Here is a 25,703-nt window from a genome sequence, read left to right as displayed (position 1 = left end):
GATAGCTAACAACGCAAAAAACAGCAACCTAATAGCTAGATTGCTGTTTTTATTAAGCGGATTAATCAATTCGCATTAACGCAGCTCATACCTAGGCGCTAATACAGCTAACACTTAAGCGCTAACGCATGTCCCGGCTTTTTCGGCCAATACATCCAGCCCTTCTTCCAAGGCGCCGATGTAGGCCCTGCCACCAAACTGGGCAAAGTCAGCGGCGGCTTCCACTTTCGGCCCCATTGAACCGGCTGGGAACTGGTATTCGCTCAACTGCGCGGGGGTTGCTGCGCGAAGGGCACGTTGGTTCTCGGTACCCCAATCTAGATAGACCGCATCGGCATCGGTTAAGATCAGCAGCTTGTCAGCGTTAAGCTGCTTGGCGAGCAAGGTCGCAGCCAGATCTTTGTCGATCACCCCTTCTACCCCGGTATAACCGTAGTCGGTTTTACGCACAGGGATCCCGCCGCCACCACAGCAGATCACGATTTCACCCGCGCCCAACAGGGTCTCGATTGATTTCTTGTCAATGATGTTCAGCGGTTTTGGCGACGGTACGACCCGGCGGACAAACTCACCATCACGCTTCATGGTCCAGTTGTTGGCTTCGGCCAAAATACCAGCTTCTTCTTCGTTGTAGACGGGGCCAACGAACTTGGTTGGGTCAAGCATACTCGGATCGTTCGGATCAACTTCGATACGGGTCAGCAAACTAGAGACTTCTGTATCCGGCATCAGGTTTTGCAGCTCTTGGGCCAGCATATAGCCAATCATGCCTTCACTTTCAGCGCCCAAAACATCGAGCGGGTATGGTTGAACCTTGTCATAAGCTAAGTTCTGAAGTGCTAACAAACCGACCTGCGGCCCATTGCCATGGACAATCGCCACTTGGTACTCCTTGGCAATCTCAGCAATGGCTTTGGCGGCAATCTTGATATTGGCAAGCTGGTTGGTAAAACTTGGCGCATCGCCACGACGCAACAGTGCATTTCCCCCTAAGGCGACGACAGCAGTACTCTTCTTGGTTGGGGTGTTCATAATTACTCCTTGAATTATCCTTGTTGTTTTGGGGCTATTACCCCTACCCGTCCGTTACGGCTCACAGCGCACTGGCATCGAACGGTTTGCGGCGAATAAAGCGGCCATTCCCAGCTTTCCCCGTAAATTCGCCATTACACGCTACAACGTCCCCTCGGCTGATGGTCATCACTGGCAAGCCCTGGGTTTGGATATCTTCAAACGGGGTGTAGTCTGCGTTGTCGTGTAGTAATTCGTGTTTGATTGAGACTTCTTGCTCTGGGTCGAACAGCACTAAGTCAGCATCAGATCCTGCTTGCAAAGCGCCTTTTTGCGGATAAAGGCCAAACAACTTAGCAGGCAGGTAACTGGTCAGCTCAACAAAACGGCTTGGGCTCAGCCGCCCTTTCATCACGCCTTCAGAGAACAGTAATGGCATTCGGGTCTCGACGCCAGGCATCCCGTTAGGGCAAGCACTGAAATTGTCTTTGCCGCGCTGTTTTTGCTCATGGTAGGTGAACGAGCAATGGTCGGTAGCCACTGTATCAATACTGCCATCCACCAGCCCGAGCCAGAGCTTCTCGCGCTCTACCGCTGGTCGAAGTGGTGGGCTTAGAATGAACTTAAGCGCGTCTTCCCGCTCATAGCAGCTATCATCCAACATCAAATATTGCGGACAGGTTTCCACCCAAACCGGTTGATGGTTATCGCGGGCTAGGCGGGCATAATCTAAGCCAAGTCCATTCGAGAGGTGGACAATATACAGCGGCGCATCACCGGCGAGCTTGGCGAGATTTATCATCCGGGCAATAGCCTCGGCTTCGCACTCCAGCGGGCGGCTTACCGCGTGATATTTAGGTGCGGTCTTGCCCTGCTCAAGCAGCTGGGTACGACGCAAGGCAATAGCAGCATCGTTCTCGGGGTGCACGGTAGCCAATGCGCCGACTTGTTTCAGCTGGATCAGCGCCTTGAGCACTTCTTCATCATCGAGCTTGTAACCGTAGGTTAGGTACAACTTGAAGCTGGATATCCCCTTTTCTTCCACCATCGAGGCCATTTCAGCGAGGATGTCGTCATTTACGTGCTGGATAACTCCATGGAAGCTATAGTCGATAACTGCGGTTTCCTTGGCGTATTGCTGGTAGACATTCAACTGGTGGTGAAGGCTGCAGCCTTTGGGGCCAAAGCCCATATGGTCAACAACCGTAGTGGTGCCGCCACAGGCTGCTGAGCGGGTGCCGGAGAAGAAATCATCGCAACTACGCGCGATACCGACATCGATATTGAAATGGGTATGGACATCAATTCCACCCGGCATCACATACAATCCCGCCGCCTCGATAATTTCGCACTGCTTGGGAATGATGTGAATTTCAGGGGCTATGTCGGCGATCTTGCCGTCAACGATAAGAATATCGGCTTTTTGAGCCTGCAGGTGATCAACCACTATCCCCTGGCGGATCAACATTGTCCCCGGACGGGGCTGGGTCAGGATCGCCGCTTGGTTTTCTGATGTTTTTTTCGACGCCGCGGAAAACATACTTTATTCCTTCTCTGCCTAAGAATTCATATACCCAAATCACGTCAAGGTATAAAAAGAATGCTGTTTCGTTTGCCCGCCAGAATTCGGAACTAAAACTTAGAGACTTAAGCTTTGAGACTTAAGCTTTGAGGCTTCAGATTAAACGGACAAAAGAAACAGAACACATCTGCCTAAATATCCAAAATGCCTCAAAACTCGGAGGCAAAAAGAAATCCATCCTGGGAGGGATATGTGGCCAACGTTAGGCAGAGCGGTCGGCGCCCCCAGGACGGAAAAGGGTGGACAGGCAAGGCACAGAGAGCATAGTGCCCTACCCGTCACGTTTTATTACTTCTTCAACTCTTTCAGGTACATCTGAGGGATAACAGCGTACATCGCTGCACAAGTGACAAGGTGATCTTTCCAAGTCTTCTCGTTTGGCGCGTGTGCTTCAGGCTCTTTACCAGGACCAAAGCCGATCACAGGGATACCGTATCGGCCCATGATAGATACGCCATTGGTTGAGAAGGTCCACTTATCAACAGTTGGTTTCTTGTCGAACAGTAGCTCGTAAGAGGCTTCCAGAGTCTTGGTGGCAACGTGCTCTTCATCAATTTTCCAAGCTGGGAAGTAACACTCAGTTGGGTAAACCAATCCGGTATAGGCAGGACGGTCGTAGTTGTACATAGACACTTTGCCGCCAAATTTCTTAACCGCTTCAAGCTCTTCGATTTCCTTGATAGCGCCTTCCCACGTTTCGCCCCAAGTCAGACGGCGGTCGATAGATACTGCACAGCTATCAGCAACCGCACAGCGGCTTGGTGACGTAAAGAAGACTTCAGAAACAGTTAGCGTACCTTTGCCAAGGAACGGGTCGTCGCCAAGGTTAGAAGCCAGCTTCTCGATATCGCCTAGGATGTGGCCCATTTTGAAGATGGCGTTATCGCCGCGCTCAGGCGCTGAGCCATGACAGCTGACACCGGAGACATCAACACGGATTTCCATACGGCCACGCTGACCACGGTAGATCTGGCAATCGGTAGGTTCTGTTGAGACAACAAACTCAGGGCGGATATTGCTTTCCTGGATGATGTACTGCCAGCAAAGACCGTCACAGTCTTCTTCCTGAACGGTACCGGTTACTAGCAGGGTGTATTCATCTTCAAGGCCTAGATCTTTGATGATCTTACCGGCGTAAACCATAGACGCCATGCCGCCTTCCTGATCCGAAGCACCACGGCCACCGATCACTTCGTCATCTTCCATACCTTCGTATGGATCGAAGCTCCAGTTGTCCATGTTACCGACACCAACGGTATCAATGTGTGCATCCATCGCGATTAGGTGAGGCCCGTGACCAATCCAGCCCAGTACGTTGCCCATTGGGTCGATTTCTACTTTGTCAAAACCGACTTTTTCCATTTCTTCTTTGATGCGCAGTACCACTTTTTCTTCGTCACAGCTTTCACTTGGAATCGCAATCATGTCACGAAGAAAACGGGTCATGTCCGCTTTGTAGTCTTGGGCTTTTTCCAGTACTTGGGCAAATGGGATGTTCATTATAATTCTCCTTGAACCGGGCGGTGGTCATCACACCCGGTATGATCGATTTTCATGGCACCCTGCCTATTGATGACACCAACAAGGCACTAAAATTAAAATTCTTTATTCATATATATTTTTTGAGCATTTAAGTGGTGCTAGTTAGCTCAGGTATTGTGCTAACTAGCCCAAATAATGGGTCAAAAACAGGTTCAAATAGTTTGGTGTTTACCGCCCCACACGACTTCGCGGTAATGGACTGGGTCTGTATCCCCTTCGGTATTAATCAGCAGTACCACTGAGTCTTTGTTGAGGCCCATTTTTTCCATCAACTTGTCTTTCTCTGGATGGAAATGAACGGCTGCCAGCAAACCAGCACCTACTGCACCTGACTCACCCGATACCACCCTTGGGTCTTCACCCAATGGATTACCGAGGACACGCATACCAAGTGCTGCAACACTGTCTTGGCACGAAACAAACTGGGTAGAACAATCGCGTAGGACCGGCCAGCCAATTGGATTAGGCTCGCCACACGCTAGGCCAACCATGATGGTGGCAAGATCGCCATCCACATTGATCATTTCGCCTTTTTCGCTGATACCTGAGCGGTAAATACAATCGGCTTGGTCCGGCTCAACAACCACAGAATGCAGTTTGTCAGGGCCGTATTGCTCACAGAGGTAGCCCAGCACGCCGCCGGCCATCGCGCCGACACCGGCCTGTAGGAACACGTGAGTCGGGCGTTCAACAGCCATTGCTTTCATTTGATCGACAGCTTCCGCCGCCATAGTGGTGTAACCCTGCATGATCCAGGTAGGGATTTCGGTGTAGCCTTCCCAAGCGGTGTCCTGCACTACTTTCCAACCGTTCTCGTCGGCTGTTTTGATCGCAAGGCGCACGGTATCGTCATAGTTCATGTCGGTGACAATACATTCGGCCCCCAAGGAACGGATGTTGTTGACGCGCTCGTCAGCCGCGCCTTTTGGCATATAGACCACAGCGTTCTGGCCGAGTTTGTTGGCAGCCCATGCAACACCACGGCCGTGGTTGCCATCGGTGGCGGTCGCAAAGGTCATTTTTTCTGTGATGTCGTTTTTCAGCTTGTCGAAATCAAACGCATTGATATCGAGCTTGAACTCATCACACAGCAGGCGGGCAATCGCATAGGCGCCACCCAGCATTTTGAATGCGTTCAAATCGAAGCGGTAGGCTTCGTCTTTGACTAAGATTTTGCCCACACCGATTGCTTTGGCCAGGCAGTCAAGAGAATGTAATGGTGTCGGCTGGTAGCCTTCCACAGCTTGGTGGAAAGAGCGGGCTTTTTCCGCTTCAGCGGCGGTAAATAGTGGAGATAGCTGACCGTTATAGTGGCGGTTATCGGCGATCTCCATTTTAAGAGTGAACGTAGACACGACCAGACCTCATAAAATAAGAGAAAGAAAAAGGCGGGGGTCTGAAATAACCCAAGGATATAACTCCCCCGCTAATGGGCTAGCATGCCCAAGCATAAAGATACAGATAGATCGACTAGGGGTTCGATGCAGTCAGCGGTTATTTAACACGCTTCTTCGCATCATCCAGTAGCTCTTGCAGAATATGCCCAGGCTCCTGGTATTTACGGTTTAGTATCATTGCCGCAATAATGTATGGCTTCCAGCTCGCTTCCTTGTAAGTCGCGATACGGTATTTCTCAAATACCGACTCTTCCACTTCACCTTCTTCACACGATACGCCAGTGATGTCCGCTGGTAGGCAGTGCATGTAAAGTGCTTCGCCACCTTTGGTCAGCTTCATCATTTCTTCGGTACAGTGCCAGTCTTTGTGGTTGGCATTCTGACCCAGGCATTCTTTTTCCAACGCTTTCAGGCCATCATGGTCATTAGCACGCAGCAGTTCGGTACGACGACCCATCACTTGGTAAGGTGCCCAAGACTTCGGATAAACGATATCTGCGTCTTTGAATGCTTCTTCCATGCTGGCAACCTGAGTGAAGCTACCGCCAGAGGCCTCCGCGTTCTTGCGAGCTTCTTCGACCACTTCAGGGATCAGGTCGTAGCCTTCTGGGTGAGCCAGCGTGACATCCATGCCGAAGCGGGTCATCAAGCCGATGATGCCTTGAGGCACTGACAATGGCTTGCCGTAGCTTGGCGAGTAAGCCCAAGTCATCGCAATTTTCTTGCCTTTCAGCTTGTCCAAGCCACCGAAGTGCTCTTCCAACCATGCCAAGTCAGCCATAGACTGGGTTGGGTGGTCGATATCACACTGCAGGTTTACCAGAGCAGGACGGTGAGGAAGCACGCCTTCTTTAACACCGTCATCCAGCGCTTCACCTACTTCACGCATGTAAGCATTACCTGCGCCTAGGTACATGTCATCGCGGATACCAATGGCATCGGCACAGAATGAAATCATGTTGGCCGTTTCACGGACTGTTTCGCCATGGGCAATTTGTGATTTGCCTTCATCCAAATCCTGCTGGGCAAGGCCTAGCATGTTGATCGCTGAAGCGTAAGAGAAACGGGTACGGGTTGAGTTGTCACGGAACAGGGAGATCCCGAGGCCGTTGTTGAATACGTTGGTAGCAATGTTTTCCTGGCGCATTGATTTTAGGGCTTGGGCTGTTTTCAGTACACGCTCAAGCTCTTCCGGGGTTTGCTCCCAGGTCAACAGAAAGTCTTTGTCGTGCAGTTCAGATTTAAGCTCATTAATTTCCTTGATCAGTTCGTTGATGCTCTTCATGTTTTTCTTCCCGGTTTCAATTGTTATACGTCTCTGGCAGCGCTTTTCTTCACGGGCCAGTCGCTTAATGGGTAATGACAGCCTTCAGCATTGCTCAATCAGCGATCATTCATTTGGTTTTTGATTTAAGGCACTGAGATTGCTTATAAGAACGGTACGTTCAAGCAGTGTTCTTGTAATGCTTCAGGCTTAAACTAAGGGTTAACAAAGATAAATATTTCGGAACTTAATTCAGTACAATCAACAACTGTGCCAACATTGAAATTCAAGATTTATATTTATCATTACGCCTTGGAAAGCCGCGTAAATACTGGGATGAAAGATTTAGGTGTATCGTTTCCGCATAATAAAAAGAGAGGCAATTGAAATACCCGCTATCACTGAGGTATCAACCCGCTAGACCAAAATGATAGTGATAAAAAAGGGGGATTATCATATTGATATTCCCATGTGACATTGCTAGCAAATTATTCCATTGCAAAATTTTCTATTGAAAAACCCTGACACATATCAAACAGCATAAAGCGGTTTTTCTTTATGTTAATTCCGTCATTAAAGGAATAAGCCAGTCAATATGCTGAACACACCAAGACCCTCAGAGTTAATGCAATTGCAACCAACGATCCTCCGCTTCACCCAGATGCTGTCTGCGGTGTTGAAGATCGATGCCGAAGTCGTCGATGCCGATTTGGTTCGGATTGCAGGCACGGGTCCCTACAGTAAGTTTTTTGGGAAAAAGCTGAATACTAGCTCAAGGATATTTAGATATATCCTTGAGACAAATGAAGAAAAAGTTGTCGTCAAATCTCGCACCGATCCTTTATGCGAAGGGTGTACTAACAAAAACGGTTGCCGTGAAATGGCATTTCTGGGTGTGCCGATCATGATCGAAGATCGCTGCTTGGGAGTAATCAGCCTTGTCGCGTTTACCGAAGAGTCGCGTGAAAGAATCAAGGAAAATGTTCAACTTTTCTCAGACTACATTAAACACATCGCCCAAATTGTGGTGTCTAAAGTTGTCGAGAAAAACAGTAACAGTGAAGGTCTCGATGAGGTGTTTACTAATCTTATTGAAAACATGGACCAAGGCGTATTAGTCCTCGATGAAAACAATCGGGTAAAATATGGTAACCAGCCAGCACTTAACAACCTGAATATAACTCAGGAGGGGCTACATACCCTCGAAATTAATATTCAGCCGCTGTCGCTTCACAACAATGAAATGAAAGGCCACCAGCAGCATATTATTTCGCTGGGAGGACGGCAGGAATTATTAGTCGGGCAGTTTTATAATGCCCACGGCCACCAATTATTTCTGATGGCTTACCACCAACCCAATAGCGCCTTGATGATCCCTGATCATGAACCCCAGTTCGCCACCGTTATCGGCGAATGTACCAAGATGCGCCAGTTGAAAAAGCTCCTCACCCGTATTGCCAGCAGCCCGTCCAGCGTGCTGATTAATGGTGAAAGCGGTACCGGTAAAGAAGTTATCGCCAATGCTGTCCATAACCTAAGCGATCGCAGTAATTACCCGTTTATTGCTATCAACTGTGCCGCGATTCCTGATCAGCTGCTGGAAAGTGAGCTGTTCGGTTATGTCAAAGGAGCCTTTACCGGTGCGTCTACCAAGGGCAAAACCGGTCTTATCCAGGCTGCCAACAAAGGTACCCTGTTCCTCGATGAAATCGGCGATATGTCAATGACACTGCAAGCCAAGTTGTTGCGTGTACTGGAAGAGCGGGAAGTGATGCCAATTGGCTCGAACAAATCCGTCCCGGTGGATATCCGCATCATTTCGGCAACCAACCGAAATTTCCAGGAAATGATCGCCACCAACAAATTCCGTGAGGACTTGTATTACCGCCTTAACGTTATCCCTATTCACCTGCCACCGCTGAAAGAACGAGAGGGGGATATCGCGCTGCTGATCAATTACTTCCTCGAGCACCACACCCAGAAAATAGGGGTGACCTATCCGGGGATCAGTGCTGAAGCCATGCGCCGCCTCAATGCCTACCATTGGCCGGGGAACGTTCGAGAGCTGAGCAACTTAGTGGAATACCTCGTCAATGTCGTGCCTGAAGGCGACCAGATTGACGTCGACTTGCTGCCCCCGTACTTTGAGCAAACACCTGAGGCCGCCAGTCCACAGGAAGTCTTGAGCGACGATTGCGCTATGAGCTTGGAGGAAATGGAGAAGATCCGAATTGAAGAGGCCATTTCACGGCTTGGCAACCGCAAAATGGTCGCCGAAGAGCTAGGGATAGGGATTGCCACCCTATACCGCAAGATTAAGAAGTACGGGCTGAGCAACCACAGGGTCTGATACCCGCAGATACCCCTGCTCCCTCTTAAAACCTGCTTCCCTTTAAAAAATGGCCGCGACATTGTCGCGGCCTTTCTATTGTTAGAAGCTAATTGGCTTACGGCCTGTTGCTTTATCTGCTGGACCTTTGGCTGCTGGCTTGCCTGAGCCACCTTTCTTAGCTTTATTGGCTTTATTGGCTTTATTACCTTGGGGGCGGCCTCCTTGAGAGCCGGCTTTGGCACCCTGCCCTTTACCCTTCGCCGCTTTTGATGCTGACTTAGAGCGAGGTGCTGGCTTTGGCTCAGCCGCTTTCTTAGGTTTTTCTACCACCTCAGTCACTGGCTGGTCGCAAAGCACTAGGTAGAACTCATTGTTGAACTCAATGACATCACCGTCGTACACCTTGCGGCGTTTTCGTTGCTCCAGCTCGCCGTTGACCGCGACATAGCCTTCGGCAATCGCGAATTTGGCTTCACCGCCACCACTTACGGCGTTGGCAATTTTCAACACCTTATAAAGCTCAATAGGTTGGGCACTCACCTCAACGCCAAGGGCTTCAACTTCATATTCTTCGTGTTCTTCAGACATTTTTCTAACCAGTGGTGACTTAAATTATTTAACTTGCGTCATAATTTTAACCCAATCACACTTGGCATTCACGGGTTTGGGCCTATCAGCGAGAAATAAAAGGTTCAAGTACAAGGCTATTGCTTAGTTTGGTATAGTTCGCCACTCGATTCTTCTGCCGATGCCCAGGTTTCACTATGTACTGCCCCTCTTGCGGACAAGCCTCTCTCGCTCAAACCGATATCAAAGCGTTTCGTTGTGAGCACTGCCCATTCACCTATTTCCACAATACCGCATCGGCTGTTCTGGCGATTATCTGCTGTGGTGATGAAGTCTTGGTGGCAGAACGAGGGCGCGATCCCGGTAAAGGCATGCTGGATTTCCCTGGTGGGTTTGTCGATTATGATGAATCGCTAGAGCAAGCCCTTTGCCGCGAACTGCAAGAAGAACTAGGCTTTCAGCCTACCGCTTTTCGCTATATCGGCTCAGCATCCAACACCTACAACTACCGCGAAATCGAATACAAAACCTGTGATGCTTTCTTTCACATCACGCTTGATAGCAAGCCAAAAATGCAGGCAAATGATGATGTTGCCGCTATTTATTGGGTAAAGCGCGACGACATCACTGCGAATGAATTCGCTTTTGATTCTGCCAGAAACGCATTGAAATTACTGGGTATAGATTAACGGCAATTTGGTCGTTCTACGCCTACAAGGGCGAGGAAAGTGTGAACTACGCCTCCTTACTCCTCCTTAAAATAATTAATCAGGGATGATGGTTTTTTAACCAAATCAAGACAGGATGTATGTCGTAAACAACATGATGACTTGAGGGTAAACGTCATGCTGACTTTTAATAAAGATTATGTTTTTTCAAACAACGCAGAAACCAGCTTCGAAGAAGCCAACCGTGTTAGTTGCCAGCAAGAAGCCGACAAAGAGCTGAAGCGTAAGGCAATGTTGGCTAGCGTACAAAAAGAAGGTGGTTTGGAAGACTGATATCAAGTGCAACGTCTCTAAGACTTTTGCCTGGTATGAAGACCAGTCCTAATTCGACGTCTCTCCAGCGCTGGTGGTAACCAAGTTTTTGGCCGCCAACCAATATCTTCCTGTGCCTCGTTGTTAGTAAGCAATCAACTTTCTCAGGCCATCAGCGCTTTTCACAATCTCCTTCAAGCCTCACTCGCAAGGCTTTAGCACTTCAACTTTGTCGTAAATTCAACCATTAACTAGTATTCCCTTATGACCTTCGCACACAGCGACTTTAGGGAAGTGGCCATGTCTTTATCATTATCTCTATTATCCTTACTCCTGCGCACCTTACTTCTCATCATGACTCTAATGGTGCCATCCCTTGCGCTGTCAGAAACACAAGCTGACGAAGAAGGCATATTGGAGCGACCGCTGATAGAGCGCTACGTATTGGACGAGCTCAAGGCCCTGCGCACAGACCAGCAAGATCTCGAACGGCGCTTAGTGCTGGAAATCACCGACCGGGAACTGGCCGTGGCAGACAAATCGATGAACTATGCCAATGTCACTGTCACCTACTTCTTCTACTTCATCGCTGGTGCCGCTTCGCTATTTGCCTTTGTGGGTTGGCAGTCCCTTCGGGAGCTGCGTGATAACACCAAGAAAGCCGCCGACCAACAACTCCAGTCAATTGCTGATCAGTACGAGAAGAAATTCCAGCGCCTCGAGCAAGACCTCAAACGCAAAACCCGCATTATTGCCCAGAACAACAAAGAGATTGAAACCATCAACGAGATCCACAATTTGTGGCTCCGTTCGCAGGGCTTGCAGACCCCAGAGCAAAAAATCGAAGTCTATGACGACATATTGAAGATCCGCCCCGGTGACCTAGAAGCACTGATCTACAAAGCCGATGCCGTGATTGAAATCCGCGAATTTCACTGGGGGCTAAGCCTGTGCAACCGGGTACTTGAACTCGACCCAAATAATGCCCATGCACTTTATCAGCGTGCCTGTGCTTATGCTTGCTTGGGTTCAGAAGAGTTGGCGATCAATGATTTAGAGCAAGCAGTCAGCGGAAGCGCTTCGTTACGAGAATTAGCAGCGGAAGATCCTGACTTTGAGTCCCTGCACGGCAATGAGCGGTTTGAAATTTTAATTGACCCCAATGACCCCTGATACTCCCCTGCCGGCCTTCACAATCCAGCACCTTGAGATAACTTAGGTATAGGATAATCTGAAAGATTAGGACTTTTCCCGATCCTGCTGTAAGCTAGCCCGCTTGCTGCCTGTGTGAGGCAGATCATACTTTTCATCCGACTGAGAATTTTCTATGAGTTTTGCCTCTTTGGGCCTGTGTACCCCAATCCTTGAAGCTGTTGCCAACCAAGGCTACGAAACCCCGTCTCCTATTCAGGCGCAGGCGATCCCTGCTGTTCTGGAAGGCCGGGATGTCATGGCTGCGGCACAGACAGGTACAGGCAAAACTGCGGGTTTTACCCTGCCAATTCTAGAGCGCCTATCCAAAGGGCCTGTCGTTCGTGCTAACCAAGTACGAGCACTTGTCTTGACGCCAACCCGCGAACTTGCGGCCCAGGTCGGTGAAAACGTAGCAACCTATTCCAAGAAGCTTCCGCTAAGCTCTGCGGTTGTTTTCGGCGGGGTGAAGATCAACCCGCAAATGATGCGCATGCGCAAGGGTGCCGACGTACTGGTCGCAACGCCTGGCCGCTTGTTAGACCTTATCGGCCAGAACGCTGTTAAGTTCAACCAGCTTGAAGTACTGGTTCTGGATGAAGCCGACCGCATGTTGGATATGGGTTTTATCCGTGACATTAAAAAGATCCTAGCGCTGCTTCCTGCCAAGCGTCAGAACCTGCTGTTCTCAGCGACCTTCTCGGAAGAAATCCGTGAACTGGCTCGCGAGCTGACCAACAACCCAGTAGAGATCTCGGTAACACCGCGCAACAGTACAGCCAAAACTGTACAGCAGTGGATTTACCCAACGGACAAGAAGAAAAAGCCAGCGCTGCTTACCAAGCTTATCCAAGAGAAAAAGTGGCAGCAGGCGCTTGTCTTTACCCGTACCAAGCATGGTGCAAACCGCCTAGCGAAATACCTTGAAGAGCGTGATATTACCGCAGCCGCTATCCACGGTAACAAGAGCCAAGGTGCCCGCACCAAAGCACTGGCAAACTTCAAAACCGGCGAGATCCGTATTTTGGTAGCAACTGACATCGCTGCCCGTGGTATTGATATTGACCAGTTGCCGCAAGTAGTTAACTTCGACCTACCAAATGTAGCTGAAGACTATGTTCACCGTATCGGCCGTACCGGTCGCGCAGGCGCTGAAGGCCACGCGGTGTCGCTGGTATGTGCAGATGAAGTCAAAGAGCTAAATGCCATTGAACAATTGATTCAACAGCACCTAGAGCGTAAAGATGTGGTGGGTTTCGTTCCAACCAACGCGCTACCGAACTCTTTGCCGATCAAGCCGCTTAAAGCGAAAAAGCCAAAGAAACCGAAGAAGCCAAAAGAAGCGGCAGAAAACCGTACTGAAGAACGCACTGAAAAGCGCAGCGACAACCGTAGCCAACAAAAACGCAACTCAGGCCCACGCAAAGGCAATGCACCTAAACAAGGTGACAACAAACCTCGTAATGCTGACGGCCAGCAGCGCAAGCGTAATGGCAACGGCAACGGCAACGGCAACGGCAACGGCAACGGCAACGGCAACGGCAACGGCAACGGCAACGGCAAAAGCTATCGTAACAGCGATGTGAAACCAAGAGGCCAAAAACCAGCCCAACGAGGCCGCAAGCCTAATAGCAAAAATGTGAGCCGCTCGAAAAATACCGCAGCACAAGCAAGCTAAGCCGAAAGAACATTACTCATATCAATAAAATAGCGAGCCAGCATCATATAATGCTGGCTCTTCTTTTTATGCTAGGTAATGTCAATGAAAATAACAAAGTGGGCACTGCTTTCTTCTGCAGCCGTAATGAGCCCCCAACTTATGGCGGCAACTTTTGATCAGTTAGCCGCCGATAATAACCAAAACTTTCAAATCATCGACTGTCGATCGAGCAATCACTACAACGGCTGGCCCGAAGCCAACCAGACACGCGGCGGCCACTTCCCTGGTGCTATTAATTTCGATGCCGACTGGCTATCGACGCTTCGCCCCCAGGTTGTCCGGGCTGAACTTGAAAACCGCGGTATCGACCTCACCAAACCGACTTATCTCTATTGCCAGCCTGAAAAAGCAGAAATTTTGCACGATCAGCTTAACAGCCTAGGCAATAACAATATCCAGCTTATCGACCAAGCTGTTAGTGATTATTCCGGCCAGTTGAGCGCCCTTGAAAACTACCAGCAGCTTGTACCCGCAAAATGGCTCAACGGGCTGATTAATGGCGAAGACATACTTCACCCACCAGCAAAAGGCTTCAAAGTGGTTGAAGTCGCGTGGGGACCGCCAACCAAATACCTTGCCGCCCATATTCCTTCGGCGCTTTACCTCAACACCAATATGATTGAGTCTGAGCCTTGGTGGAACCGTGTCGATGACAGCAAACTGGCAGAAGCCATCAAAGGACTAGGTATCGCCCACGATACCACCGTCATCCTCTATGGCCGCGACAACACCGCCGCAGCCCGTGTCGCAAACCTGATGATGTATGCAGGTGTGGATGATGTTCGCCTGCTAAACGGCGGCTGGCAGTCCTGGGTCAATGCAGGCCTATCAACCCAGCCTCTGCGCAACCACGCCAAGCCTGTCGATTTTGGCCGCACGATTCCGGCTAATCCGCAGTACATCATTGATGTTCCTGAGGCCCGTGAAGTCCTGGCCGATCCAGAACATCAATCACTGGTCAGTATCCGCAGCTGGGCGGAATATGTTGGTGAGACGAGTGGTTACCGCTACATCGAGCCAAAAGGCCGCATCAAAGGCTCAAAATGGGGCCACGCAGGCTCTGATGCTTACCATCTGGAAGACTTCCGTAACCCGGATGACACCATGATCAGCCCGAATATCATGACTGACTTCTGGAAAGATTGGGGCATTAATGCATCGCAAACAGTCTCGTTCTACTGCGGTACCGGCTGGCGAGCCTCCGAGGTCTTCTTCTACGCCCATGTGATGGGCTGGAAAGACATCAGCGTTTATGACGGTGGCTGGTTTGAATGGAGCGGGGATCCTAGCAACCCGACCGAAACCGGCGACATTTCAAATGCGCCAAAGTCTGCGTTCTATAACGAGAAGTAACAAGGCAAGCAATAGCAAAACGGAAAGACGACAGAATCCATTTTGTGATACCCAATCACTAAAAGGATCTAGCCCTATGGGTTCAGATCCTTTTTTATCCACTTTATCCGTTGGTGTTTAGGCAGTAACCTTTTGTTAACCACCTCCTGCTTATTCTCCCCTCACGCTATGACACAGTGAATAAAGGATGGAGATAAGATGAAACTATTCACTTCAATACTGACAACTGCAGCCATTACCGGCACAGTGTGGGGGCTCGTTGTGCACCAGCCGGCAATGGCTGACACGACTAAGATGAATCAGCTACCACAGCTCCAGGCACCACAACTCAAGGAAACAAAAACATCCGCTAGTGCTTCATCAGGTGAGAAACAGAAGGAAATATCTCAACAATATTTGGATGGTATAACCAAAACCCTGCCACTGGAAACCATAGGCACATTGTGGGCCGACTTCGAGCGCATGATCGTTGAGCAAAACAAGCTGCCCGAAAACTGGGACACAATCATTGTCCTGTATCAGAATCTCAACAGCGACTTTACCGAAGCGACAGTCACCATCGGCTTCCCAAGCACAAATAATTCCGCAACAGATAATTCAGCAACAAATAACTTGGTGGCCCTTCCTGCGATTGAAAAAGCGCAGCCACTACTGAAGAGAGGAAAGTACTCTGAATCTGAGCTCATTGATGCTTGGCAGCAAATCAATTTTCAGCGGCAGGTCGACGCTTTGGTTGAGATCCATTATCTCAACCCACAAGGAGAACCGGAGTCCAGCCAATTGTCTGTCTACTATAAATAACGAGCGCCCAGGAGATATGTCATGGATTTTATGTCTCAAGTTTTTTCTGAAACAACCATCATCTTCACCGAGAGCTGGGTGGACAATAACTTCGTCATTATTGCCGCTGCACTCTTCTTGATAGAACTGGTCCGCTATGCCTTCAAAAAGAAACTCAGCTGGAATATGTTGGGTGACAGTGCAACCAACTTTGTGACGCTTTTTTTCCTGTTGGTCACTGTCTTTATCGTGGGCTTAGCCTATGTTGCCGCCTTTGTCTTCGCGTATGAACATTTCAGCCTTACCCAGTTGCCCATTACAGGTTGGACAATATTGGGCTGTCTGATCCTGGCTGATTTGGCCTACTACTGGGAGCACCGTTTTTTGCACAGCAACGGCCTTGCTTGGGGGACGCACTCTGTCCATCACAGCTCGCCGTACTTTAATATTTCGGTGGCCTACCGCTTTGGACCACTCGACTGGTTTTTCCCGTTCTTCTTCCACCTTCCCTTGATTCTGCTGGGCTTCAATCCATTTGTAGTGCTGATGTGTGAAACCTTCGTCCAACTGTTCCAGACTCTGCTGCATACTGAAACGGTAAGAAAGCTCCCGCGACCGATTGAAGCTATCTTCAATACACCATCGCATCACAGGGTTCATCACGCGACCAATAAGCAGTATCTGGATAAGAACTACGCGGGAATACTGATCATCTGGGATCGTATGTTTGGCACCTTTGCCCGTGAGGAAGAAGAGGTCAAATACGGGGTTTACCCACGGATAAATTCTGTTAATCCGTTTAAAGTATACTTCCACGGTTATGCGAAACTGATTCAACAGATGTGGCATGCACCTAGTTGGCGCTATCGATTGCTACTTCTGATCAAACCGCCTATCTGGGCATGGAAGCAAGAACAACAAAGGAAATAAGTCTCTATGAGTATCAACGCCCTGCTAATCGAAGACGACAAAGATTTGGCCGAAGCCATCAGTGACTACATGGAACTGGACGGCTTCGAGTTTGACTTTGCCTACAATGGAGCAGCCGGGCTGAATCTGGCGCTTGCCAATACCTATGACATCATACTCACCGATATAAACATGCCGAAAATGGATGGTATCGACGTGTGTAAATCGCTCAGAGAGCAAGGCATCAGCACCCCTGTGCTGATGCTCACTGCGAGAGATACCCTCGATGATAAAGTGACGGGTTTTGCTGCAGGCTCCGATGACTATCTAGTCAAGCCTTTCGCCATGGAAGAGCTCAAAGTTCGCCTTCTTGCTCTTATTCGTCGTGCTCAGGGTAGCGTTGCTTCACTGACAGTGGCAGATCTAACAATTGATTTGGATAAGCATCAGGCAACACGCGCCGGACAAGTGCTAAAACTCCCTCCTGTATGCTGGAAGATGCTGGTTTGCCTAGTGTGCAACAGCCCAAATGTCGTCAGCAAGGCAAAGTTAGAGCAAGAAGTCTGGGGAGATGACCTGCCAAACGCAGACAGCTTCAAGGTGCACTTGTTTAAGCTTCGTCAGTCTATTGATGCGCCGTTTGACAACAAGCTCATCCACACAGTCCATGGCGTTGGAGTGGCGATAAGAGAGGGCGATGCATGACCCGAGTCAGCATAAAGCGAGACATTTATCTCTACCTTTTTGGCATAGTGATCAGTCTCACCGCTATTTACGGCTTAATGATCATGCAAAGCTATCATATCGGGCTGAATGAATCGGCCAAGTATGGTTTTCTGTATGAGCTAAAAGTGGCAGAAAGCGAATACCTCAAATCCGGACAACTTCCTCAGTCACCAAGCAATACGCTTCAGGTTTATCGCGACTTCAATCAAATCCCACAGAAGTTTCTCACCGCGTTTGACTGGAGTACCTTTGCTAACGACGCGATTTATGAACAATACCTCCCTGCTGAAAAGGCGGGAACAGGTGAATATCTGTATGCAGCTACTCATTATATCCCCAGCATCGACATCACTTTGTACGTCGTTTCCCAATATGATGAAGCCATTTACCTCGAGTTGTTCGAACTCAGCCCTCCTGATTCAGTCAGCCAATTCAATTCTGCCTTTTTATTGATTGGCGGCTTGTTACTCTTGGTCTTTATTACCATTCGCTTGCTGATCCATCGCCTGACCAAGCCCATTCTGGTGCTATCCCAATGGTCGGAAACGCTGGATTTGAGCCAGACCGATAAACTGAAACGCTTTCGCTATCGTGAGGTGGATTTGCTTGCCAATCAACTGGTCGAGAGCGTCCGCAGTGAGCGGGACGCCATTGAGCGCGAAGAGTTTTTTCTAAGAGCTGCCAGTCACGAGCTGAGAACACCGGTATCTATCATCTCTGCTAGCAGTGAAATGCTTGAGCGATTGTCTGAGTCCATGCCTCGGGGTGGCCAAAGAGCAGTTGCTCGCATAAAGCGCTCTGTCGCCACCATGCAAACACTCATCACCACATTACTGTGGATGAGCCGAAATACTCAAACCGAACTTGAAACCAGCGATATAGATATCAATCGCATCGCCAATGAAGTGATTGAAAGCCACCGCTTCCTGGTTGAAAGCAAGGATGTCACCGTTGATTTTGCAGCTGATTCCAAGCCCATACAAACACAGGCTCCACCAGCATTGATTCATATTGTGCTGACAAACCTTATTCGCAACGCTTTTCAGCACAGTGCCTGTGGCACTATCACCATCTCGTTGTCGGAGAAGCACATCGAAGTAACCAATCCGGTGGAGCCAGCAGAATCCGAAGACCCAAGTCTCACAGAATCATCGTTTGGTATCGGGTTGGTGTTGCTTGAAAAGGTGTGTCGCAACCAAGGTTGGCATTTCACGCATCAGCAGCAAAACGGGACCTATCTCGCCCGTGTAGACATGGTTTCTACAAGGTAACCAAAAGTTAACCTCTCCTCTTTTATCCTTGTTCCCAAGTTAATCAGCTGGAGTCAATCATGGGAACTTGGATATTAGAAACACTGCTTTGGGCGATAGTAACCGTAGCCGTTTGTGTCGCCATCTGGGGCGTCACCCTACCCAATATCCTCATTGCATTGGGTATCTCTGTCGGTATCTCTCTGTTGCTTGGAAACAGTTGGAGGAGCTAATCATGAAAATCTATCTAATCAAAGCTTCCGCTGGTAGTGATTACTCCAAATACAAAGCCTCGACTGGAGGACCGCCGCAAAATATTTTCGCAGCCGCTGCTGCCACCCCGAGATGGTATGAGCTCGACATGGTCGATGAAACCATCGGAGCTCAAGCTCAGCTTGATATTGATGCCGGATTGGTTGTGATATTTATGTCGACCCCAGATGCATACAGAGCCTACGACCTCGCCACTGAATACAGAAAACAAGGGAAACATGTCGTTTTAGGCGGCCTACATACTCTGTTTAACCAACAAGAGGCAGCTCGCTATGCTGATAGTTTGATCCTCGGTGAAGTTGAAAACTATTGGACTCAACTGCTCACCGATGCAGAATTTGGGACGCTAAAGCCAGTTTATGAAAGCTCTGAGCCTGTCGAGTTGAGTGATCTCAACCCTTACCCCACCGATATCATTCATCCATCAGTGTATAACTACACGTGGTCGGTAGTGGTCACTCGTGGATGTCCGTATAAGTGTAACTTTTGTTTGGTACCTCGGTTTTTCAACAAGTTCAAACAGCGACCTATTGAGAATATCGTGAGTGAGCTTAAACATCTGAAGTCCTTAGGCATCGAATGGGTAGAGTTGCATTCCGATAATCTCACCCACGATAGAGAATATACGATGGCTCTATTTAGGGCGATTGAACCGCTGAAGATGAGCTTCTACGGCGAAACAACAGTCCTGATCGCCCGTGACAAAGAGTTATTGGCTACCGCCGCCGAGGCCGGATTCAAAGCGGTGCTGCTAGGAATCGAAACCCCTTCAGAAGATGCCTTGAAAGCGCAAAAGAAAGGCTTCGTAAAGCCCTCAAAAATGAAGCAGTATATCGCTGAAATCAAACGTCATGGCATTGAGGTATGGGGAGATTTCTTGTTTGGCTTTGATGAACATGACACATCGATTTTCGAGCAAACCCAGCGATTTATCAAAGACATCAAGGTTGATAAAGTCATCCCCCATTACATGATCCCGTTTCCAGGTTCAGAGACCTTCCGTCAATTGGAAAAGGAAGGGCGGATCCTGACAACGGATTGGTCAAAGTACGATGGTAGCCACCCGGTCTACCAGCCCAAGCAAATGACTGTGAACGAGCTGGAAAATGGCATCTACTGGGTATGGAAAAAGAATGCGAGCCTGAAAGAGAGAATAACGGCTTGGTTCAACTACTAATTAGTCAGTGCACGAACTACAACCTGTGAGCACCTATTGGTGACAAATTTAGGTTGTAGTTCACGCTGTAACACTTTATTGGACAGAACTAAGTCAGTTATATTACTAAATTAGAATGTTATGGATTAGGTTTGCTATAGCAAAGTAGCTCTGTTACGGTGGTGAGCTACGCAATACAAAAAGCCACCGCATACCACCTTAAATAGTTAGAACAACGCATTTCAAATGATGTTCACCCGATTTAGTAACTTGTAAAGTTATAGTTTTACGCAATAAAGTAAAGCTACATTTTTTGGGCGAGTTTCTACGCCACCAGCTGAATCAGTTTTGCCACGCCCATCTGGTTTCGCCCGAGCATGATTTCCTGCATCTGAGTTATAACCGCGTGGAGCAACGTGTTCGTGACTGTGAGCACCTAGCATATCTGCTTGAAAACTACCTGGATTACGTTCACCGTCAGGATCGATATTACTTCCACTTCGATCAATACCTCGGATAAACCGGCCATGAGCTGCTTTATACTCTTTCCAACCTTCCGCCGGACAAGATTTACTATCAAAAGCGACTACAGCACCGCTGGGTACAGAAACTATATTTGGTATTTTAGTTATACCACCCCAGATCCAAAAAATAACTGCGGTTCCAATTGCTGCCGCTATTCCAGTTAATATCTCTTTCATGCTTGCTCCTTAGCTAAACATACCAGCTTTATATTTTTGATGTTGGCTGGTTTCAAAGTAATCCTGCGTAATAATACGAAGGTACGAGATAGCATCTGTTTGTTCTGTGTGATATGTAGAAATATTCAACATATCGCCACCTTTTATATCAAAATGCGGTATAAAGCATAAGTAGGTATGAGATAGGATAAGCAATTCCACAAAATCATTAGCTTAGATAGAGATAAATCTAGGTGGCAGTTTTCTTATTGAAAAGGTGCTAGCAAGCTTTGGGGCATTTCTGAGTTACGAATTTTGTTCAATTTATTTTGTTCAATTTACAAAGCATCAAGTCATCGAAATACACCAAATCTCGTCTAGATGGCTGTCCAGCCTTACTGGATTCAATGATTAGCGCACGGCACGTAGTTTACTTAGTGGAATCGGCGTTAACTTCTTGCTTTCTATTATCAACAATCACTATCACACCAGAAGTTAGCCCTAGAGCGAACATTATAGCCCCCAAAGAAAACGCTTCTACTGCCTCAATCTTAGTGAAATCAAGCACAATAATTTTCCGGGCGACTGCCATCAATACAGTGACAACAAAAAGCTTTAAAGGGAACTCATACTCCTTGAGATAGATGCGAGTATTGACAAAAATTTCAATTGCGACAAGGACGACGTGGAAAGCTGCAAACGTCTCGAAGATGTCACTAATATCAAGCAAAAACAAAAGCTCAGAAGTTAAGTCGCTCCAGAAGAGGTAATCAAGATGCAGCCTCAATCACCTGCAAAGGTGTTGTTAAGCGCCGCCAACGACGCCTGATACACCACTTCTAGCGTATTGGCCGCTTCGGCTTCAACGACGCCTTCTTTTGCTGATTTCTCGATTTCCAAGCACACTTGATGCAACTGGCGAAGGCCCATGGTGCCGGCCGCCCCCTTGAGGTTATGGGATAGGCTCGCAACCTGCGCCAAATCACCGCTCTGCATAGCCGGCAGTAGTTTATCCATGGTTTGCTGCGATGAGTCTGCAAAAAGAACAATCATCTTTTCGACCATGGCTTGGCCCAGTACCTGAAGATCACTGCCCAGTACTGATTCATCTAAAACCGGCATGTTTTCTGCCATATTTCCTGCCATTACTGTCTCTACCTCGCTGTCGATCTCATTATCTCGGTTTTCATCTCGATTTTTATCTCGGCTCTGGTCGCTAGGCTGCTGTTCTAACCTGTTTTCAGCCCCCATGCCACCTACCCGCTCTGCCCCGCCCAGGATCGAATTCAAAACATCGACCAACTGGTGTTCGACCAATGGCTTGGGCAAGAATCCGGCAAACCCAGCAGCCAGATATTGCTCTACGTCTTCATTAAACACATGGGCAGAGAAGGCAACAAACGGCGTTTCTTCCATTGCCTGTGCATCATTACCTGCACTTTTTAGCTGTTTAAGCTCCCCAAGCAAAGTCACGCCATCGGTATCTGGCAGGTTGATATCAAGCAATACGATATCAAAGTCATGCTCGGCGTAGACTTCCCTCGCCTGCTGACCGTCTTCGGCAACCAGCGTCTGATGTCCCAAGCGGCGCAAGAAGCCCTCAGCGACCAAACTGTTAACCGGGTTATCTTCCACCAGCAGTATCTTCGCTGCCGGTATACCAGCAGCCGTATCAACACTCGTAGTCTCGGTATACTCTCCGGGCTCTAGGGTCAGGGTAAACCAGAAACAGCTTCCTTCACCCGGTGCGGAAACAAGCCCAATTTCACCGCCCATGGCTTCGACAATACGCTTGCTGATGGCTAGACCTAGCCCAGTCCCTCCCACCGCCTGGCGGCCTTCGCTGGACTGGTGGAAAGCGGTAAACATCATTTCCTGCTCATGCAGCGGGATACCAACACCGGTATCTTCCACCTCAATATGCAAACGGGACGGATCATGGGCCGATGCCGATACCAGCACGGTAACCTGGCCATCTTCGGTAAACTTGATGGCATTGCCGACTAAATTGGCAAGAACTTGGCGGATACGAGTCGCATCCCCTACCCAATATTCGGCAACGCTGTCATCAATGTCGGTAACCAAGCTAACGTGCTTTGACTGTGCCCTGCCTGCAAACAGGCTGTAGACATCTTTAACCAAGGTATGCAGCGAGAAATTCGCAGGCCGGATATCCAAGTGGTCCGCTTCGATTTTCGAGTAGTCCAGTACATCATTGAGGATATCAAGCAGAGTTTCGCCACTGCGGTTTATGACCTTCAGATATTCCGATTGCTTTTCATTCAGCCCCGTATCGGCCAGCAAGGAGGCAGTCCCTAGCACACCATTCATCGGGGTACGGATTTCATGGCTCATGGTCGCGAGGAAGGCAGATTTAGCCCGGTTGGCTCGCTCTGCTTCAGCCCGAGCCTTGGCATGGTTGTTGACTTCTTTATTGAGTTTTTCGTTGGTTTTTTCTAGCTGGCTAGTTCGCTCGGCGACCAGCTGCTCTAGGCTGTTTTTGTGTTGTTGGAGCTCATAACGAATTTTCGACTCTACCTGTGCCAACCTATGGCGCTCATAAGCGGTATCGCGGGCGACCATGATTGCCCTGCCCATCTGCGCCAGCTCGTCATCGCCTTGGGTTGTCAGACGGATTTCCAAATCACCGCGCGCCAGTGCCATCAGCGCCTTGCTGTAATCATTGATGCGGCGGATCACCCGCGCATACACATAGCGCCACATAATCAGCACCAGTGCGACCATCCCAAGAGCAGAAATCGCGATCAGGCTGTTACGCGCGACATTCAGCGTTTCATCTACTTGTTTTACGGCTTGTTGGGTACCGATATTGGCTGCCTGAATAATGCCATCAACGGTTTGGTTCAGCTGCTGGAACAACACCAAGTTTTGCTGCTCCATTCGCTCAACGTCTTGATTTGCATAAATCAGTGCTTCCATGTCGGAGAAAAACTCACCATCGTTATCTAGCGCTTTCACCTGCTCGAGAAGTTGCTCCGAGCGGCTAGGGTCTTCAACCGACTTCACCCGCTGCTGAATAACGCCAACGGCATATTCGAATCTGTCCCTTAATGTGTTGAGTTCACTGATGGTGCTGATCTGCTCGCTGTCATCGAGCATGTTGATCACTTGAAGAGAAAGAAACCTCAGTTCAAATAACCGCTCGCTCAAATCCATGTCGACTTCAACCAAGCTATCAAGGGCATTAAATACCGCCTCTTTATTACCCTTTTCCACTAGGTCATAAATACGGGATACATTCGCGACAGCAATCGTATTGGCATTGGACACCTGTGACTGTGACAGCTCATCAATTTGCTTGGTCGCTGCTGTCATGGTGTTATTTAACACCTTAACTTGCTCGCTAAGCTCAATTTTCCTTCCCACCAACATACCCAACATAGCGAGGTTATTGACGATGTTCTCGACGTCAGTCACCAGTTGCTGCATCAGCTCGGGCTCGAAAGCATATTGGTCAAGAGACTCAAGGCTGTTGTTCAAAGCCCGGATATGCAGTGTCAGCGATTTCCCCTGCTGCTCACGCTCTTTTTCATCTTTAGATTTAGCCAACACCTGAGCATTAAAGATAATACGGGTACTTAAATCCGACAGCTGCCGCGCTTCAACCAGAGCAGGCACTGCTGCATTGATCACGGTGCGCTCTGTCTTGGCAACCAGGGAGAAACCGGCAACACCAATCACTACAGCGATGATCATCAGGCCAGCCATCATAGAAAAAGCAATCAGCAGTTTCTGGCCAATGCTACTGGGGGTTAAATTCATATATAAAAAAAACACCTATAAAAATGCTATTATACCAATCTAGATAAGTAATTGGTTATTAACCACAACAATGTCCTGCACTGATTGGCTAAGACGGTTGAACATGATAAAAAAAATAACGATAACACTTCTGGCTCTCGCCGGGTTGAGCCAAGCTGCCTATGCGGTGGACATTATCGCCTATACCCCGCCTTTCGAGGCGAATAAACAAGCGGCAAATATTCAGTACCAACCATTGGAGAAGGCTACCCAGCCTTGGAAGCTTTGTGCGGTTTACCCTCACCTCAAAGACTCCTACTGGCTATCCGTCAACTACGGCATGGTTGAACATGCCCAAAGACTCGGTGTCGAGCTTAAAGTACTGGAAGCTGGCGGCTACCCGAATCTCGAAAAACAGCAAAGCCAGCTTGCCGACTGCAAAACTTGGAATGCCGATGCCATTATCCTAGGCACTGTCGATAGCCTCGCCTACGAAAACATCTTGACCCAACTAACGGATGACATCCCGGTATTTGCAACCATCAACTACCTTGATACCAGTAACCAAGACAGCCATAACAATGTCATCGCCAGGGTCGGTGTTGACTGGTACCAAATGGGTTTCCAAACCGGCAAGTTCCTCGCCAAGCGCCACCCCAAAGGCAGCGGCACGATCAACGTTGCCTTGTTGCCTGGCCCGCAAAAGCGGGGCGGAACCAAACCGGTGGTGCAAGGCTTTTATGATGCAACGGAAAATAGCGATATCAATATTGTCACCACGATGTGGGCAGATCACAGCAAGGAATTACAACGCAATTTGATCCAGCAACTGCTAGCGACCGAGCAGCATTTCGACTATATCGTCGGTGGTGCTGTTGCGGCAGAAGTCGCGATCAGTGAGCTCCGGGCCAACCACCTGAACGGTGAGACCAAAATATTATCGACTTACCTCAGTCATGGTGTTTACCGCGGCCTACTGCGCGGCAAGATCCTCTTTGCACCAACCGATAAAATGGCCCAGCAAGCCATGCTATCTGTTGATCAAGCAGTCAGGTATCTGGAAGGCAAGCCTTTGAAGAAAGATCTGGCTCCTATCCTTGCCGTGCTAACACCAGAGAACCTGGACAGCGATGCTATTGCCGAGTCGCTTTCCCCAGCGGAATTTCGCCCGGTTTTTCGAGTGGAAGCCCCCTGACATTGTTACTCAAGTTGTTGCATTAGTAATCGT

General features: G+C 48.8%; 22 protein-coding genes. 13 read left to right on the top strand and 9 right to left on the bottom strand.

All coding sequences use genetic code 11. From position 1 onward, the window contains the following. Positions 1–114: 114 nt before the first annotated feature. The 5 genes from arcC to ygeW all read right to left on the bottom strand — a co-directional run bounded on the left by arcC (position 115) and on the right by ygeW (position 6,817). Positions 115–1,032 (bottom strand): carbamate kinase, encoded by a 918-nt coding sequence (gene arcC, locus ACXAGQ_RS12975; protein WP_187462024.1) that lies wholly within the window; start codon positions 1,030–1,032, stop codon positions 115–117. 61 nt (positions 1,033–1,093) lie between these two features. Continuing rightward, the gene (gene hydA / locus ACXAGQ_RS12970) at positions 1,094–2,551 is read right to left on the bottom strand and encodes a dihydropyrimidinase (protein ID WP_475254258.1); all 1,458 of its coding nucleotides are present in this window, start codon (positions 2,549–2,551) and stop codon (positions 1,094–1,096) included. 330 nt (positions 2,552–2,881) lie between these two features. After that, positions 2,882–4,093, bottom strand: coding sequence for a YgeY family selenium metabolism-linked hydrolase (locus ACXAGQ_RS12965; protein WP_475254256.1), 1,212 nt, complete (start codon positions 4,091–4,093; stop codon positions 2,882–2,884). 194 nt (positions 4,094–4,287) lie between these two features. Further along, on the bottom strand, positions 4,288–5,490 hold the full coding sequence (gene dpaL, locus ACXAGQ_RS12960; protein WP_475254254.1) for a diaminopropionate ammonia-lyase: 1,203 nt from the start codon (positions 5,488–5,490) through the stop codon (positions 4,288–4,290). 139 nt (positions 5,491–5,629) lie between these two features. Beyond that, complete coding sequence (gene ygeW, locus ACXAGQ_RS12955) at positions 5,630–6,817, bottom strand: knotted carbamoyltransferase YgeW (protein ID WP_475241740.1); 1,188 nt, start codon at positions 6,815–6,817, stop codon at positions 5,630–5,632. A gap of 604 nt (positions 6,818–7,421) precedes the next feature. On the opposite strand from ygeW, the gene ACXAGQ_RS12950 reads away from it, so the two are divergent. Then, positions 7,422–9,146: a sigma 54-interacting transcriptional regulator gene (locus ACXAGQ_RS12950; RefSeq protein ID WP_475254253.1), complete on the top strand. Its 1,725-nt coding sequence runs from the start codon at positions 7,422–7,424 to the stop codon at positions 9,144–9,146. Between the two features lie 81 nt (positions 9,147–9,227). Here ACXAGQ_RS12950 and ACXAGQ_RS12945 read toward each other — a convergent pair whose 3' ends face one another. Continuing rightward, positions 9,228–9,716, bottom strand: a complete 489-nt coding sequence (locus ACXAGQ_RS12945) for an RNA-binding S4 domain-containing protein (RefSeq protein WP_475254252.1) — start codon at positions 9,714–9,716, stop codon at positions 9,228–9,230. A 176-nt stretch (positions 9,717–9,892) separates the two neighbouring features. On the opposite strand from ACXAGQ_RS12945, the gene ACXAGQ_RS12940 reads away from it, so the two are divergent. From ACXAGQ_RS12940 to ACXAGQ_RS12890, 11 genes are all read left to right on the top strand, one after another. Then, positions 9,893–10,384 carry an NUDIX hydrolase gene (locus ACXAGQ_RS12940; protein ID WP_475254250.1) on the top strand — a complete coding sequence of 164 codons (492 nt, stop codon included), beginning with the start codon at positions 9,893–9,895 and terminating at the stop codon, positions 10,382–10,384. 156 nt (positions 10,385–10,540) lie between these two features. After that, positions 10,541–10,696, top strand: a complete 156-nt coding sequence (locus tag ACXAGQ_RS12935; RefSeq protein WP_187462028.1) for a hypothetical protein — start codon at positions 10,541–10,543, stop codon at positions 10,694–10,696. Between the two features lie 279 nt (positions 10,697–10,975). After that, positions 10,976–11,848 (top strand): TPR end-of-group domain-containing protein, encoded by an 873-nt coding sequence (locus ACXAGQ_RS12930; RefSeq protein WP_475254248.1) that lies wholly within the window; start codon positions 10,976–10,978, stop codon positions 11,846–11,848. Between the two features lie 154 nt (positions 11,849–12,002). Then, positions 12,003–13,544, top strand: coding sequence for a DEAD/DEAH box helicase (locus tag ACXAGQ_RS12925; RefSeq protein WP_475254246.1), 1,542 nt, complete (start codon positions 12,003–12,005; stop codon positions 13,542–13,544). 84 nt (positions 13,545–13,628) lie between these two features. After that, complete coding sequence (locus tag ACXAGQ_RS12920; RefSeq protein ID WP_475254245.1) at positions 13,629–14,939, top strand: rhodanese-like domain-containing protein; 1,311 nt, start codon at positions 13,629–13,631, stop codon at positions 14,937–14,939. 198 nt (positions 14,940–15,137) lie between these two features. Further along, complete coding sequence (locus tag ACXAGQ_RS12915) at positions 15,138–15,740, top strand: hypothetical protein (protein ID WP_475254243.1); 603 nt, start codon at positions 15,138–15,140, stop codon at positions 15,738–15,740. 21 nt (positions 15,741–15,761) lie between these two features. Then, positions 15,762–16,649: a sterol desaturase family protein gene (locus ACXAGQ_RS12910; protein ID WP_475254241.1), complete on the top strand. Its 888-nt coding sequence runs from the start codon at positions 15,762–15,764 to the stop codon at positions 16,647–16,649. Positions 16,650–16,655: 6 nt separating this feature from the next. After that, positions 16,656–17,333, top strand: a complete 678-nt coding sequence (locus ACXAGQ_RS12905; RefSeq protein ID WP_475254239.1) for a response regulator transcription factor — start codon at positions 16,656–16,658, stop codon at positions 17,331–17,333. Beyond that, a complete protein-coding gene (locus tag ACXAGQ_RS12900; protein ID WP_475254237.1) occupies positions 17,330–18,625 on the top strand; it encodes a sensor histidine kinase in 1,296 nt (431 codons plus the stop codon). The genes ACXAGQ_RS12905 and ACXAGQ_RS12900 overlap by 4 nt, the downstream gene beginning before the upstream one ends. 59 nt (positions 18,626–18,684) lie before the next feature. Then, positions 18,685–18,837 carry a hypothetical protein gene (locus tag ACXAGQ_RS12895; RefSeq protein ID WP_475254236.1) on the top strand — a complete coding sequence of 51 codons (153 nt, stop codon included), beginning with the start codon at positions 18,685–18,687 and terminating at the stop codon, positions 18,835–18,837. Between the two features lie 2 nt (positions 18,838–18,839). Further along, positions 18,840–20,054: a B12-binding domain-containing radical SAM protein gene (locus tag ACXAGQ_RS12890; protein WP_475254234.1), complete on the top strand. Its 1,215-nt coding sequence runs from the start codon at positions 18,840–18,842 to the stop codon at positions 20,052–20,054. A 257-nt stretch (positions 20,055–20,311) separates the two neighbouring features. Here ACXAGQ_RS12890 and ACXAGQ_RS12885 read toward each other — a convergent pair whose 3' ends face one another. The 3 genes from ACXAGQ_RS12885 to torS form a co-directional block, all read right to left on the bottom strand. Further along, a complete protein-coding gene (locus tag ACXAGQ_RS12885) occupies positions 20,312–20,734 on the bottom strand; it encodes a hypothetical protein (protein WP_475254232.1) in 423 nt (140 codons plus the stop codon). Positions 20,735–21,143: 409 nt separating this feature from the next. Further along, complete coding sequence (locus tag ACXAGQ_RS12880; RefSeq protein WP_475254231.1) at positions 21,144–21,500, bottom strand: phosphate-starvation-inducible PsiE family protein; 357 nt, start codon at positions 21,498–21,500, stop codon at positions 21,144–21,146. Further along, entirely contained in the window at positions 21,497–24,496 is a 3,000-nt protein-coding gene (gene torS, locus ACXAGQ_RS12875) for a TMAO reductase system sensor histidine kinase/response regulator TorS (RefSeq protein ID WP_475254229.1), read from the bottom strand. Before torS ends, ACXAGQ_RS12880 begins: the two co-directional genes overlap by 4 nt. 103 nt (positions 24,497–24,599) lie before the next feature. On the opposite strand from torS, the gene torT reads away from it, so the two are divergent. Next, the gene (gene torT / locus ACXAGQ_RS12870; RefSeq protein ID WP_475254228.1) at positions 24,600–25,670 is read left to right on the top strand and encodes a TMAO reductase system periplasmic protein TorT; all 1,071 of its coding nucleotides are present in this window, start codon (positions 24,600–24,602) and stop codon (positions 25,668–25,670) included. Positions 25,671–25,703: the final 33 nt, after the last annotated feature.

The sequence above is a fragment of the Photobacterium sp. ABD4_091 genome (assembly GCF_056160145.1).
This window is presented reverse-complemented; position numbering and strand designations above follow the sequence as displayed.

Excerpts from the sequence above, each read along its gene's own strand:
- ACXAGQ_RS12890 (WP_475254234.1), top strand. The coding sequence starts at position 18,840 with ATGAAAATCTATCTAATCAAAGCTTCCGCTGGTAGTGATTACTCCAAA.
- ACXAGQ_RS12950 (WP_475254253.1), top strand. The coding sequence starts at position 7,422 with ATGCAATTGCAACCAACGATCCTCCGCTTCACCCAGATGCTGTCTGCG.
- ACXAGQ_RS12925 (WP_475254246.1), top strand. The coding sequence starts at position 12,003 with ATGAGTTTTGCCTCTTTGGGCCTGTGTACCCCAATCCTTGAAGCTGTT.
- ygeW (WP_475241740.1), bottom strand. The coding sequence starts at position 6,817 with ATGAAGAGCATCAACGAACTGATCAAGGAAATTAATGAGCTTAAATCT.
- torT (WP_475254228.1), top strand. The coding sequence starts at position 24,600 with ATGATAAAAAAAATAACGATAACACTTCTGGCTCTCGCCGGGTTGAGC.
- ACXAGQ_RS12895 (WP_475254236.1), top strand. The coding sequence starts at position 18,685 with ATGGGAACTTGGATATTAGAAACACTGCTTTGGGCGATAGTAACCGTA.
- ACXAGQ_RS12910 (WP_475254241.1), top strand. The coding sequence starts at position 15,762 with ATGGATTTTATGTCTCAAGTTTTTTCTGAAACAACCATCATCTTCACC.
- ACXAGQ_RS12935 (WP_187462028.1), top strand. The coding sequence starts at position 10,541 with ATGCTGACTTTTAATAAAGATTATGTTTTTTCAAACAACGCAGAAACC.
- ACXAGQ_RS12940 (WP_475254250.1), top strand. The coding sequence starts at position 9,893 with ATGTACTGCCCCTCTTGCGGACAAGCCTCTCTCGCTCAAACCGATATC.
- ACXAGQ_RS12885 (WP_475254232.1), bottom strand. The coding sequence starts at position 20,734 with ATGAAAGAGATATTAACTGGAATAGCGGCAGCAATTGGAACCGCAGTT.
- hydA (WP_475254258.1), bottom strand. The coding sequence starts at position 2,551 with ATGTTTTCCGCGGCGTCGAAAAAAACATCAGAAAACCAAGCGGCGATC.
- ACXAGQ_RS12915 (WP_475254243.1), top strand. The coding sequence starts at position 15,138 with ATGAAACTATTCACTTCAATACTGACAACTGCAGCCATTACCGGCACA.
- arcC (WP_187462024.1), bottom strand. The coding sequence starts at position 1,032 with ATGAACACCCCAACCAAGAAGAGTACTGCTGTCGTCGCCTTAGGGGGA.
- ACXAGQ_RS12920 (WP_475254245.1), top strand. The coding sequence starts at position 13,629 with ATGAAAATAACAAAGTGGGCACTGCTTTCTTCTGCAGCCGTAATGAGC.
- ACXAGQ_RS12945 (WP_475254252.1), bottom strand. The coding sequence starts at position 9,716 with ATGTCTGAAGAACACGAAGAATATGAAGTTGAAGCCCTTGGCGTTGAG.
- ACXAGQ_RS12905 (WP_475254239.1), top strand. The coding sequence starts at position 16,656 with ATGAGTATCAACGCCCTGCTAATCGAAGACGACAAAGATTTGGCCGAA.
- ACXAGQ_RS12930 (WP_475254248.1), top strand. The coding sequence starts at position 10,976 with ATGTCTTTATCATTATCTCTATTATCCTTACTCCTGCGCACCTTACTT.
- ACXAGQ_RS12900 (WP_475254237.1), top strand. The coding sequence starts at position 17,330 with ATGACCCGAGTCAGCATAAAGCGAGACATTTATCTCTACCTTTTTGGC.
- ACXAGQ_RS12965 (WP_475254256.1), bottom strand. The coding sequence starts at position 4,093 with ATGAACATCCCATTTGCCCAAGTACTGGAAAAAGCCCAAGACTACAAA.
- torS (WP_475254229.1), bottom strand. The coding sequence starts at position 24,496 with ATGAATTTAACCCCCAGTAGCATTGGCCAGAAACTGCTGATTGCTTTT.